Source organism: Paracidovorax wautersii, from assembly GCF_031453675.1.
In the GTDB taxonomy this organism is placed as follows: domain Bacteria; phylum Pseudomonadota; class Gammaproteobacteria; order Burkholderiales; family Burkholderiaceae_C; genus Paracidovorax.
In genome coordinates this window covers 510,847-523,772 of the sequence record NZ_JAVIZX010000001.1, presented here as the reverse complement: position 1 = coordinate 523,772, position 12,926 = coordinate 510,847, and the positions used below count along the sequence as shown (strand labels likewise).

General features: G+C 66.8%; 10 protein-coding genes. 2 read left to right on the top strand and 8 right to left on the bottom strand.

Annotated features, from left to right (window positions below):
* Nucleotides 1-18 precede the first annotated feature (18 nt).
* Together QE399_RS02430 and QE399_RS02425 are read left to right on the top strand one after the other, a co-directional pair.
* Nucleotides 19-1,533 (top strand): DUF3426 domain-containing protein, encoded by a 1,515-nt coding sequence (locus QE399_RS02430; RefSeq protein ID WP_309825795.1) that lies wholly within the window; start codon nt 19-21, stop codon nt 1,531-1,533.
* A gap of 188 nt (nt 1,534-1,721) precedes the next feature.
* Nucleotides 1,722-2,621, top strand: a complete 900-nt coding sequence (locus tag QE399_RS02425) for a carbohydrate kinase family protein (protein WP_309825793.1) — start codon at nt 1,722-1,724, stop codon at nt 2,619-2,621.
* Nucleotides 2,622-2,715: 94 nt separating this feature from the next.
* On the opposite strand, the gene QE399_RS02420 is transcribed toward QE399_RS02425, so the two are convergent.
* The 8 genes from QE399_RS02420 to QE399_RS02385 form a co-directional block, all read right to left on the bottom strand.
* Entirely contained in the window at nt 2,716-3,336 is a 621-nt protein-coding gene (locus QE399_RS02420) for a histone (RefSeq protein ID WP_309825792.1), read from the bottom strand.
* 177 nt (nt 3,337-3,513) lie between these two features.
* The gene (locus tag QE399_RS02415) at nt 3,514-4,701 is read right to left on the bottom strand and encodes a ribonucleotide-diphosphate reductase subunit beta (protein ID WP_309825790.1); all 1,188 of its coding nucleotides are present in this window, start codon (nt 4,699-4,701) and stop codon (nt 3,514-3,516) included.
* A gap of 143 nt (nt 4,702-4,844) precedes the next feature.
* Nucleotides 4,845-7,751: a ribonucleoside-diphosphate reductase subunit alpha gene (locus QE399_RS02410; RefSeq protein WP_309825788.1), complete on the bottom strand. Its 2,907-nt coding sequence runs from the start codon at nt 7,749-7,751 to the stop codon at nt 4,845-4,847.
* 306 nt (nt 7,752-8,057) lie between these two features.
* Nucleotides 8,058-8,657, bottom strand: coding sequence for a 1,6-anhydro-N-acetylmuramyl-L-alanine amidase AmpD (gene ampD, locus QE399_RS02405; RefSeq protein WP_309825786.1), 600 nt, complete (start codon nt 8,655-8,657; stop codon nt 8,058-8,060).
* A complete protein-coding gene (locus QE399_RS02400) occupies nt 8,641-10,167 on the bottom strand; it encodes a sigma-54-dependent transcriptional regulator (RefSeq protein WP_309825784.1) in 1,527 nt (508 codons plus the stop codon). Before QE399_RS02400 ends, ampD begins: the two co-directional genes overlap by 17 nt.
* A 14-nt stretch (nt 10,168-10,181) precedes the next feature.
* On the bottom strand, nt 10,182-11,882 hold the full coding sequence (locus QE399_RS02395; RefSeq protein ID WP_309825783.1) for a sensor histidine kinase: 1,701 nt from the start codon (nt 11,880-11,882) through the stop codon (nt 10,182-10,184).
* 13 nt (nt 11,883-11,895) lie between these two features.
* On the bottom strand, nt 11,896-12,126 hold the full coding sequence (locus tag QE399_RS02390; protein WP_309825781.1) for a PP0621 family protein: 231 nt from the start codon (nt 12,124-12,126) through the stop codon (nt 11,896-11,898).
* The gene (locus QE399_RS02385) at nt 12,123-12,920 is read right to left on the bottom strand and encodes a cytochrome C assembly family protein (protein ID WP_309825780.1); all 798 of its coding nucleotides are present in this window, start codon (nt 12,918-12,920) and stop codon (nt 12,123-12,125) included. Before QE399_RS02385 ends, QE399_RS02390 begins: the two co-directional genes overlap by 4 nt.
* Nucleotides 12,921-12,926: the final 6 nt, after the last annotated feature.

Below are 12,926 nucleotides of genomic sequence, written 5' to 3'. Positions count from 1 at the left end.
ACCTACAATCCACAGCCGATGAGCCAGATCACACGCTGCCCCTCCTGCGGCACGACCTTCAAGGTCGTGGCCGACCAGTTGCGGATCTCCGATGGATGGGTGCGCTGTGGTCAATGCAAGGACGTCTTCGACGCGGCCGCTCATCTGGTCGTGATCGAGACGGCGCAGCTCCTTCCGGAGATGCGATTCGACGGGCTGCGCACCGGCTCTGCTGAAGGCAGCGCCACCCCGCCTGCGGCGCCCGTCCGGGTGTGGGGCAGCGCACGGACGCCGTCGTCGGCCCCGCCAGCACCCTTCAGCTCTGCCCCCCCGTCGCCGGTCGTGCCTGTCGAAAGGGACGGGGCGCCCGTGGGATGGTCTGATGCAGAGCCTGGCGCACGGGGCCGCCCGGACCCAAGCCTTCCCGGTGTCATGGCGCAAACGAACACGACCGGTCGTCCGTCCGTCGAGGTGCCCCCTTTTCTGGCGACGAGCACCTCTGCGGGAGTGGGCGGCGCCCAGGGGTGGTCGCTGGAACCCCAGTCGCCCTATGGCTGGACGACACGCGCGCCTGCGGTGCCGCACACGGATGTAGCGCCTGAGCTTTCGCACGGCAGCAGTGCCATGTCTTCTGGCGCCTCGCCGGGATCCGCTACCTCCGCTACGCCGGAGCCGGCTGGCTATGAGCTGCCTTTTGCGCAACTGCGCGATTCGGAATGGCCGGAGGACCTGGAACTGGAGGTGCCGGTACAGACGCCGGAGGTCGAGCGGCCGCTGCCGGTGTTGTCCGATGTGCCGCCGCCGGAGCTGCCGGGCCCTGAAGCCGGAATCCGTCCCGGACTCTTGATTGCTCCGAGCGCCGACTCTGCTGCGCAAGCGAACGACGACTCGGAACAGGAAGGTGATTCCCTTCCCGCGGCTCTCGGTGCCGCCGCGGCATCCCCCCGCTTGCCCCTGCCACAGCGGGGTCCGCATGCGGCCGAAGAGGCGGTCTCCCACCTGGGCGACGACGATGGCCCGGAGGCGCCCGGCGCGGATGAACCCAGTTTTGTGCGGACCGCACGCCGCCAGGCGTTCTGGAGCAGCCCCACCACGCGGGGCGTGCTGGCCCTGTGCGTGCTGGTGCTGGCAGCATTGCTGCTCTCACAGGTCGCGGTGCGCGAGCGCGACGCGCTTGCTGCGCGCCATCCTGGCCTGCGCGGCACGCTGGAGGTGCTTTGCGGGCCGTGGCAATGCAGCCTGGCGCCGCCGCGACGCATCGCGGACGTAGTGATCGACAGCTCTTCGTTCACCCGCGGGCGCACGGACACCTATCTGCTGTCGATGACCATCAAGAACAACAACGCCGACACAGCCGTCGCCATGCCCGCCGTCGAACTGACGCTGACGGACGCGCAAGACCAGCCCCTGCTGCGCAAGGTGCTGCAGGCGGGCGAGATCGCCGCACCGCGCGAGTTGTCAGCCCGGGGCGAGTGGTCCGGTGCGTTTTCGCTCAACGTGGCAGACGTCGGCAGCCGCGTGGCGGGCTATCGCCTGCTGGCGTTCTATCCGTGAAGGCGTCGGACCCGCTGCCCCTGTCGGCATTCCAGGTTGGAGCGCTGGATGGTTCATCGTCCGGTGGCTACCTGCACCATGGCTGCATGGAGGTCTGTCCGCGCTTCGGTCGCATGGTTCCGGCCAGCCCACGGTGCTGACCTTTTCACCGATCCGTTCATTCCTTTCAACGCACTACCTCTACCTGTATGGCCGTTCTGATTTGTGGTTCCCTGGCTTTCGACACCATCATGACCTTCGAGGGCCGCTTCGCGGAGCAGATCCTGCCGGAGCAGTTGCACATCCTCAATGTGTCCTTCCTCGTCCCATCGCTGCGGCGTGACTTTGGGGGCTGTGCCGGCAACATCGCCTACAGCCTCAAGTTGCTGGGCGGCGATCCGCTGCCCATGGCCACGCTCGGCACCGACGGTGCGGACTACCTGCAGCGCCTGCAGGATCTGGGCATCGATACGCGCCATGTGGGACGGGTGGAAGACACGTTCACGGCGCAGGCGCTGATCATGACGGACCGCGACAACAACCAGATCACCGCCTTCCACCCGGGAGCCATGATGCAGGCCCATAGCAACCGCGTGGAAGCGGCGCCGGAGGTGAAGCTGGGCATCGTGGCACCCGACGGGCGCGATGCCATGGTGCAGCACGCGGCCCAGTTCGCTGCCGCGGGCATTCCGTTCGTGTTCGATCCCGGCCAAGGGCTGCCCATGTTCAACGGCGAAGAGCTCTCGCGCTTCGTCGAGCAGGCCGATTGGGTCACGGTGAATGACTACGAAGGCAAGATGCTGTGCGAACGCACGGGCTGGAGCTTGGCAGAGCTGTCGCGCAAGGTGCGGGGACTGGTCGTCACCCTCGGGGCGGAGGGCTGCGACGTCTGGGAGCAGGGCATCGCCACCCGCGTACCACCCGCGGCGCCGGCCCAGGTGGTGGACCCCACCGGCTGCGGTGACGCTTGGCGGGGTGCGCTTCTCTTCGGCCTGGAGCGGGAATGGTCGCTGGCGCGCTGTGCTGAACTCGGCAACCGTCTGGGCGCGCTGAAGATCGCCCAGCGTGGACCGCAAAACTACCGTCTGGATTTTCCACAGCCTGTCTGAGCTTGTGCTGTTGGATCCCACCTAGATAGGCGGGGCCCAGGCATAAAAAAACCCGGTGCATGCACCGGGTCGATGACTGAAGCCAGTCCGTGCCTTACGGCTTGCCGCCCGTGGGGAACGGCCAGGCGGCCTGGGGGTTCAGCGTGGTCTGTGCTGCAGGGGCAGGGGCCGCAGCAGGCGCCTTGGCCGCCTTCTTGGGTGCAGGCTTCTTGGCAGCGGGTGCGGCAGCCTTCTTCGCCGGAGCAGCAGCCTTCTTGGCAGGCGCAGCGGCCTTCTTTGCAGGTGCTGCAGCCTTCTTGGCCGGTGCTGTCTTTTTCGCTGCTACGGCCTTCTTGGCGGGAGCGGCCTTCTTTGCAGGTGCTGCAGCCTTCTTGGCCGGTGCTGCCTTCTTCGCTGCTACGGCCTTCTTGGCGGGAGCGGCCTTCTTTGCAGGTGCTGCGGCCTTCTTGGCCGGTGCTGCCTTCTTCGCTGCTACGGCCTTCTTGGCGGGAGCGGCCTTCTTTGCAGGTGCTGCAGCCTTCTTGGCCGGTGCTGCCTTCTTCGCTGCTACGGCCTTCTTGGCGGGGGCGGCCTTCTTTGCAGGTGCCGCGGCCTTCTTGGCCGGCGCTGCCTTCTTCGCTGCTACGGCCTTCTTGGCGGGAGCGGCCTTCTTTGCTGCCACAGCCTTCTTGGCGGGGGCAGCCTTCTTCGCGGCGGTTTTTTTCGCAGTTGCCATCATTTTCTCCTTGGTTCAATTTGCAAAGAGCACTTCATGCCTGCATTGGGCACGAAATGATCCATGGGGATGGGTGACCCCATCCCCATGAATGCGGAAACGCTCCGCCGCAGAGGTCTGCGTGCAAGACCCGTTGGGGAGCGTGGTGAAAGATGCATGGCCTGGAATGCTGGGGCTTTAATCCCAGGACAGCGCGCCGCCGGATTGGTACTCGATGACGCGGGTTTCGAAGAAGTTGCGCTCCTTCTTCAAATCGATCATTTCGCTCATCCAGGGGAAGGGGTTCTCTTCGTTCGGGAAGAGGGCTTCGAGACCGATCTGCGTGGCGCGCCGGTTGGCGATGTAGCGCAGGTAGCCCTTGAACATGGATGCATTCATGCCCAGGACGCCGCGGGGCATGGTGTCTTCGGCGTACTGGTATTCCAGTTCGACCGCCTTCATGAACAGGGCCTTGATCTCTTCCTTGAACTCCGCGGTCCACAGGTGCGGATTCTCGAGCTTGAGCTGGTTGATCAGGTCGATGCCGAAGTTGCAGTGCATCGACTCGTCGCGAAGGATGTACTGGTACTGCTCTGCAGCGCCGGTCATCTTGTTCTGGCGGCCCAGCGCCAGGATCTGCGTGAAGCCGACGTAGAAGAACAGACCTTCCATCAGGCACGCAAAGACGATCAGCGACTTGAGCAGCGTCTGGTCGGTCTCGGGCGTACCGGTCTTGAAGTCCGGGTCCATGATCGCCTCGATGAAGGGGATCAGGAATTCATCCTTGTTGCGGATCGACGCGACCTCGTTGTAGGCGTTGAAGATCTCGCTCTCGTCGAGGCCGAGCGACTCGACGATGTACTGGTAGGCGTGCGTGTGGATCGCTTCCTCGAAGGCCTGGCGCAGCAGGAACTGGCGGCACTCGGGAGCGGTGATGTGGCGGTACGTGCCCAGCACGATGTTGTTGGCCGCGAGCGAATCCGCCGTCACGAAGAAGCCGAGGTTGCGCTTGACGATGCGGCGCTCGTCTTCGGTCAGGCCGTTCGGGTCCTTCCACAACGCGATGTCGCGCGTCATGTTTACTTCCTGCGGCATCCAGTGGTTGGCGCAGGTGGCCAGGTACTTCTCCCAGGCCCACTTGTACTTGAAGGGAACGAGCTGATTGACGTCGGTCTGGCCGTTGATGATGCGCTTGTCGGCGGCATTCACGCGGCGATGCTGTGCAGCGGCCGGCGTGGCGGAAGCGTCGGTGGCGGAGCCGGAAACGGGTTGCAGTGCAGCGCCTTGAAAAGACGCCGGCGGAACGTCCGCCTGGCGGTTGTTGGACAAACCGCCGTCCGTTGGTTTTTGCGATGAGGGCTTGACTTCTTCGTCCCAGGTCAGCATAGGTTTTCCCGTGATCGGATTATGAAAGCAGCGCTGCAAAATGAAAAGCGCTGAGGCAATGTGCTGCCGTGATTTGTTGCTCTACAGCACATGCGAAAAGGCACGAAGAGGTGTGCACCTCTTCGCCCTTCGCAGGCCTGTTGTCACTGGCAGGCTTCGCAGGTCTGGTCTTCGATGGGCGTGAAGCGCACATCGGTTGCGGGGGCTGCTGCAGCCACTGGCTGTGCAGGCGCCGCGCTCACGCCGCCGGCGTCGCTGCCGGAGGACACGGAGTTGAGCTGACGCGTGTTCACGGTGCTCATCTCCACGTGGGTGGCGCTTTGCGTGCGCAGGTAGTACGTGGTCTTGAGGCCGCGCACCCAGGCGAGCTTGTAGGTATCGTCGAGCTTCTTGCCCGATGCGCCGGCCATGTAGATGTTCAGGCTCTGGGCCTGGTCGATCCACTTCTGGCGGCGCGACGCGGCTTCCACCAGCCACGAAGGAGCCACTTCGAAGGCGGTGGAGTACAGCGCCTTGACGTCTTGCGGCACGCGGTCGATGGCATGCAGCGAGCCCTTGAAGTGCTTGAGGTCCATGACCATCACATCGTCCCACAGGCCCAGGCGCTTCAGATCACGGACCAGGTAGCCGTTGATCACGGTGAACTCGCCCGACAGGTTGGATTTCACGGACAGGTTGCCGAACGACGGTTCGATGGACGCGTCCACACCGACGATGTTGGATATGGTGGCGGTGGGCGCGATGGCCACGCAGTTGGAGTTGCGCATGCCGTCCTGCGCGATCTTCTTGCGCAGGGCATCCCAGTCCAGCGTGGAAGAGCGGTCCACTTCGACGAAGCCGCCGCGGGCTTTTTCCAGCAGGTCCAGCGTGTCGAACGGCAGGATGCCGCGGTCCCACAGCGAACCGGTGTAGCTGTCGTACTTGCCGCGTTCCTTGGCCAGTTCGGTCGAAGCCCAGTAGGCGTAGTAGCAGATGGCTTCCATCGACTGGTCGGCGAATTCCACTGCCGCCTGGGAGGCGTAGGGAATGCGCAGTTCGTACAGGCTGTCCTGGAAGGCCATGAGGCCCAGGCCCACCGGACGGTGGCGCATGTTGGAGGCACGGGCCTTTTCGACGGCGTAGTAATTGATGTCGATGACGTTGTCGAGCATGCGCATGGCCACCGAGATAGTCTTGCGCAGCTTGGCGTGGTCCAGTTCCTTGCCGTTGGCGCCGTCCTTGAGGTGGCGCATGAGGTTCACGGAACCCAGGTTGCAGACGGCCGTTTCCGTGTCGCTGGTATTGAGCGTGATTTCCGTGCACAGGTTGGACGAGTGCACCACGCCGGCGTGCTGCTGGGGCGAGCGCACATTGCAGGCGTCCTTGAACGTGATCCAGGGGTGGCCGGTCTCGAACAGCATCGTCAGGATCTTGCGCCACAGGTCGGTGGCCTGGATGGTGCGCGAGGGCTTGATCTCGCCGCGTGCGGCCTTTTCCTCGTAGGCCACATAGGCCTTCTCGAAGTCGGCGCCGAACAGGTCGTGCAGGTCGGGCACGTTGGAGGGCGAGAACAGCGTCCAGGTGCCCTTTTCCATCACGCGGCGCATGAACAGGTCGGGGATCCAGTTGGCCGTGTTCATGTCGTGCGTGCGGCGGCGGTCATCGCCGGTGTTCTTGCGCAGCTCCAGGAACTCTTCGATGTCCAGATGCCAGGTTTCCAGGTAGGTACAGACGGCGCCCTTGCGCTTGCCGCCCTGGTTCACCGCCACGGCGGTGTCGTTCACCACCTTCAGGAAAGGCACCACGCCCTGCGATTCGCCGTTGGTGCCCTTGATGTGGGAGCCCAGGGCGCGCACGCGCGTCCAGTCGTTGCCCAGGCCGCCGGCAAACTTGGAGAGCAGGGCGTTTTCCTTGATCGATTCATAGATGCCGTCCAGGTCGTCGGGCACCGTGGTCAGGTAGCAGCTGGAGAGCTGCGAGCGCAGCGTGCCGCTGTTGAACAGGGTAGGCGTGGACGACATGAAGTCGAACGACGACAGCACTTCATAGAACTCGATGGCGCGGGCTTCGCGATCCACCTCGTTCAATGCCAGGCCCATGGCCACGCGCATGAAGAAGGCCTGCGGCAGTTCGATGCGTGTCTTGCGCACGTGCAGGAAGTAGCGGTCGTACAGCGTCTGCAGACCCAGGTAATCGAACTGCTGGTCCCGCTCGGCCTTCAGTGCCGCGCCGAGCTTGTGCAGGTCGTACATCTGCAGCAGCCGCGGGTCGAGCAGTTCGTTGTCCACGCCCTTCTGAATGAACTCAGGGAAATAGGCGGCATAGGCGGCGCTCATGTCCGCGGGGACGACGTCGCGGCCCAGCACTTCCCGCACGATGGTGTGCAGCAGCAGGCGTGCGGTGGCGTAGGTGTAGTCGGGGTCCTTTTCGATCAACGTGCGCGCGGCCAGGATGGAGGCCTTGTAGACCTCGTCCATGGGCACGCCGTCGTAGAGGTTGCGCATCGTCTCGGTGACGATGGGGCCGGCCTTGATGTCTGCACCCAGGTTGGAGCACGCGGATTCGATGAGGCCGTGCAGGCGCAGGATGTCGAGTTGTACGCGCTGGCCGTTGTCGATCACGTGCAGGGCGGGCGTGGCCGGGGCCAGCTGCTCCTGGTGGTGCGTACGCTCCTGAGTGCGGCGTTCGCGGTAGAGGACGTAGGCGCGCGCCACTTCGTGGTGCTCGCCGCGCATCAGGCCCAGCTCGACATGGTCCTGCACGTCTTCGATATGGAAGGTGCCGCCATTGGGACGCGAGCGCATCAGCGCCCGGACCACGCCCTGGGTGAGGGCGTCCACCGTCTCGCGCACGCTGGCCGAAGCCGCCCCCTGGGTGCCATGCACTGCGAGGAAGGCTTTCATCAGGGCGACGGCGATCTTCTGGGGCTCGAAGGGCACCACTGCGCCGTTGCGGCGGATGATCTGGTAGTGGGTGAGCGTCTCTGCGGAGTCGGCGGCTTCGGCGGGGGAAGCGGGCTGGACGGGGCGCTGAGCGGCGTCGGCGGACGAAAGATGGGGCGCAGCTTGCATGGGTTTTCCTCTCTGTGGGCTGTCGGGGAGGCAGGTCGGCGGGACGGGTGCCGATCTGCAAGGAAGATGGGCCGGCTGGAAGCCGGAGCACACTATATATGGGGTGTGTGGCGACCGCAAGGCACTACAGGTAGTGTACCGCGCGAAGCGGGTGAAGCGCTTGCAACCAGATGAATCCGTACGGACAGACCGCAGCGGATCGGCGGATTCTGGTGTCGCAAAACCGGCCGGGCCGGCGAGGATACGCGATCTGCAGGCCGTTCATGCCGGGACGGCCCCGCTTTTTTTCAGGCCGCTCCGCCCCGCTCAGCGGCGGCGTGGGAAACGCGCCACAGGCCAGCCCAATCCATCCCGCAACCGCTCCCAGCGAAAGCCGGCCCCCGGATCCTGCTTGCGTCCTGGAGCGATATCTTCGTGACCGGCGATGTGCGCAATCGGGTAGCGCAAGGCGATGTCCTGGCACAAGGCAGTGAGGGACGCGTACTGCGCTTCCTCGAAGCACTGGCCCTCCAGGCCTTCCAGTTCGATGCCGATGGAATCGTCGTTGCAATTCTCTCGCCCACGGTAGCTGGAGGGGCCGGCATGCCACGCGCGCTGATCGCAGTCCACGAACTGCCAGATGACGCCCTCGCGTGTGACGAAAAAGTGCGCGGATACCTGCAGGCCTCGGATGCTCTGGAAGTAGGGGTGGGCATCCCAGTCCAAGCGGTTGGTGAAGAGCTGCTGGACGCAGCCCGTGCCGTACTGGCCCGGGGGCAGGCTGATCGAGTGCACGACGACCAGGTCCACTGCCGCGCTCAGTGGTCGGGGGCCGAAGTTGGGTGAGGCCAGGTAGCGGGCCGGTAGGTAGCGCCCGCCGTCCCATGCGCCTTGCGTGTCGCCGGTGGGATCAGGTTTCGTCGTCATGGGAGTCGCCGCCCTGCGGCGTGGCGATGCCGAGGCGGGCGATACGGTAGCGGATCTGGCGCAGGCTGATGCCCAGCCGTGCCGCAGTGGCCGTGCGGTTGAAGCCGGTCTCGCGCAAGGCGCGCACCAGAATGTCCTTCTCCTGCAGGTCCAGCCAGCCCTGCAGATCGCTGGGCAATGGCTGTGCGGCGGCATTCACTGCCGGCCCCGCCGGGGCAAGCGGGGGCGCGGCGAGCGGCTCTTCGGCGGCCGCAGAGGCTGCCGGGTTCGGGGGCGCGTTCGCCGGGTCTGCTCCCGCGGCCGCGGGTGGCGGGTCTACCTGCAGTTCGCCGGCGTCGCTGAGCGCGACCGCGCGGTGCAGCAGGTTTTCCAGCTCGCGCACGTTGCCGGGCAGCGGGTGCTGCGCGATGCAGGCCAGTGCCGACGCGCTCAGGCGGGGCACGGGCACGCCGGACTCCTGGCCGATGCGCAGCAACAAGGCCTCGCACAGGGCCGGCAGGTCTTCGCGCCGTTCCCGCAGGGCCGGGATCAGCAGTTCGATGACGTTAAGGCGGTAATAGAGATCCTGCCGGAACCGTCCGGCCTGCACGTCGGCGGCCAGATCGCGGTGCGTGGCGCTGACGATGCGCACGTCGATCATTTCTTCCTGCACGGAGCCGAGCGGGCGCACGCTGCGCTCCTGGATGGCGCGCAGCAGCTTGGACTGCATGGCCAGCGGCAGGTCACCGATCTCGTCGAGAAACAGCGTGCCGCCTCGGGCGGCCTGGAAATAGCCGTCGCGGTCCTGCACCGCGCCGGTGTACGAGCCCTTGCGCGCGCCGAAGAACTCGGCCTCCAGCAGGCTTTCTGGAATGGCGCCGCAGTTGACCGCCACGAAAGGCCGGTCACCGCGCTGGCTGCAGGCGTGCAGTGCGCGGGCGACCAGTTCCTTGCCCGTCCCGGACTCGCCGCGGATCAGCACCGGCGCCATGCTCCGGGCCACCTTGGCGATGCGCTGCTTGACGTTGCGCATGGCCTCCGATGGGCCGACCAGCCGTTGCAGGGCCGGGTTGTCCGTCGCCGCGTCGGGCACTGGCTGCGCGGCGCGGACGGACGTACCTTCGGCCCGCGCAGGCGTCGATGCCCATACCACGCCGCCTGCTCCCTGGATGGCGGACGCCACCACGGCGCGGAACTGCTTGAGATCGACCGGCTTGGTGAGGTAGTCGAAGGCGCCGGCGCGCAGCGCCTCGACGGCGTTCTCCGCCGACCCGTAGGCGGTCATGACCACGCAGCGCTCGCGCCGTTGCTGGTCGCGCAGATCCTGCAGCAGCTCCATGCCGAAGCCGTCCGGCAACCGCATGTCGGTGATGACCGCCTCGAAACGCTGGGCCTGGAGGACCTCCCGGGCTTCGGTCACGCTGGCGGCGGTTTCCACGCGGTAGCCTTCGCGCAGCAGCGTGAGTTCATACAGCGTGCGCAGGTCGGGCTCGTCGTCCACGACGAGGATGGAGGCGGGGGCGGCGTTCATGGTGGATTTCACGGTCAGACCATGATTGTGTCAAACAGCGACAGCGAGTCACCGGGCCGCAGAGCGCGGCGAAAACTCACCGTGAAGGCGTTGCCGCTCGTCTCCCCCCGGGCCAGGAGGCGGCTGCGCCGCTGGTAGCCGATGGAGGCGCCGTGCCGTTGGCACAGCTCGCGGCAGATATACAGGCCCAGGCCGCTGGAGCGGCTCTCGGACGAGAAGAAGGGTTCGAACAGGTGACGCTCCACCGACTTGTCCAGCGGTGCCCCATCGCTCCAGACCTGCAGCGTGGCCTGGCCGTCGGCGTCGACCTGCGTGCTCACGCACAGGGAGTCCACGCCCTCGCCCTTGTAGCGCACGGCGTTGTCCAGCAGGTTGACGAGCACGCGTCGCAGATGCTCGGCCTCGAATTCCACGGCGGCATCGCCCGCTGTCAATGTGCGCTGGAGCACGCGCCGGGCCGGGTCGTGCGACTGCCAGTCCTCGCACACCTGGGCCACGGCGGCGTCCAGGGGCACGCTGGCGGAGGGGGCGTGGCTGATCTGGTGCTGCACACGGGCGATGTCCAGCACTTCTTCCGCGATGCGCGACAGCCGCTCGGCGTTCTGCTGCACCATGCGCGCCAGGCGCTGCTGCGCCGGGTCCGTCAGGTCTTCTTCCAGCAGGGCATTGGCCTGCATGATGGCCGCCAGCGGGTTGCGGATCTCGTGCGCCACGGCGGCCGACATGCGGCCCATGGCGGCGAGCTTTTCGGTGCGCAGGCGCGCCTGCATTTCGCGCAGGTCGTGCAGGAACATCACGCACAGCGCTTCGCTGCCGGCATGTGCCGCCTCGCCGCGGGTGGAGGTCAGCCAGGTGCGCACGTGCAGGCCCTGCGCGGCCTGCTCTCCGGGCAGGAGGTCGATGTCCGCGGACTGGGCATGCTCCAGGCGGAAGGTCCGCTGCGCCATCGTGAGCAAGGGGGCTCCGCCCGGTATGTGCAGCAGCGGGAATGGCGCGGCCGGCTGCGCGCTGTGGCTGAGCAGCCGCATGGCTGCCGGGTTGGCGATGCGCACGATGTCGTGCTCGTCCACCACGAGGACGCCGTCGGCCAGGTTCTGCATCACCAGCGCGCTCACGTCCTCCTGCACGCGGGCTTCCATCTGGCTCTGCTCGGACACCTGCTGTTCGCTGATCAGCCGCGCCGACAGCTGGTGCACCAGGTAGGCGACGATGAAATAGCCGGTGCCCGTCAACGCGGCCTGCAGGTACTGCGATGTGGCGTCCAGCCCGCCGACCTCGCCGCGCCACCAGGTCCATGCCAGCAGCAGCAGCGTGACCGCGGCGGTCGTTCCGAACGCCAGCGTGAGGCTGCCCAGCACGCCCGCCATCAGGATGGGCAGGCCGAACAGGGGCGTGAAATTCATCACGCCGGTCTGCAGCACCTGCAGGGTGCTGATGAAGAGCAGGTCCACGCCGATGGTGGGCAGCCAGTGCGGCCCGGTCTGCGGCGGCGGCGGGCGGTGCCGGCCCAGGATGCGCAGCGCCACCGCGCCGGCCAGGTAGACCAGGCACAGGGTCTGCAGCGTGGGCTCGAGGGGTTGGTTCAGTGCGGCGCCCAAGACCTGCAGCAGCAGCAGCGCCAGCGCGATCATGGCGCGGCTGGTCAGGAACCCTTTCCAGAGCCGCAGGAACGGCGCGTCGCGCTCTGGCGCCGCAGCGGTGTGGCGAAACGGCATGCGTGCGGCCCCGTCAGGCCGCCGGGCCCAGGCGGCGGTGCGCTTCGCTGCAGTAGGGCAGGCCCTCGGCAAGCACGGCGTCCGCCTGCGGCAGATGGACACCGCAGTGGGCACAGGCCACCATCGTCTGCAGTTGCCGCGGCGCAGCGGCCGGGCGGCGGGCTTGCCGCACGGCGGCCTGGCACTGGCTGCGCCAGACGCCATAGGCGATGACCAGCACCACCAGCAGGACGAGGTACTTCACGCGGCGCGCCCCAGCACCACTTCGATGACGAAGCGCGAACCCACGTACGCCAGCAGCAACAGCGCCGCGCCGGCGTACAGCACGCGCACGGCATTGCGGCCGCGCCAGCCGAAGCGCGAGCGGCCGATGAGCAGGACCGCGAAGGTCAGCCACGAAAGGACGGAAAACACCGCCTTGTGGTCCCAATGCCAGGCGCGGCCGTACAGCGTCTCGCTGAACCACCAGCCGGCGATCAGCGTGGCCGACAGGACGGCGAACCCGGCCATGACGAAGCGGAAGGTCAGCCGTTCCAGCGTGAGCAGGGGGATGCCGCTGTGGGCGTCCACGGCCAGGCGGATCTGCCGTTCGGCCCGGGTCATCAGCCAGGCGTGGACCACCGCAGCGGCGAACAGCCCGTACGAGGCGATGCCCAGCGCCAGATGCAAGGGCAGCCAGGGCGAAGCCGCCACGTGCAGCGGCTGGCCGGGGAAGACCAGCGCCAGCAGAACCGCGGCAGCGCCCAGCGCGGCCAGCGCCCAGCGGGCCTGCATCTGGGGAAACAGCTGGCGCTCGACGGCGTAGGCGGTGAGGACGAGCCAGGCGGTCATCGACAGCGCCGGGGCGAAACCGAAGTGCGGCGTCTCGCCGACCAGGCCCCAGACCAGGGCGGCGCCGTGCAATACCCAGGCCAGCAGCAGTGCGATGCGCCCGCCCTCGGCGCTCAGCCGGGATGCCGCTGCCGCGGGGGCGGCATAGGCGGCTGCCGCTGCCAGCGCCAGAAGCCAGCCGAGCGGGGATGCACTGGGTAAAATCATGGGGTC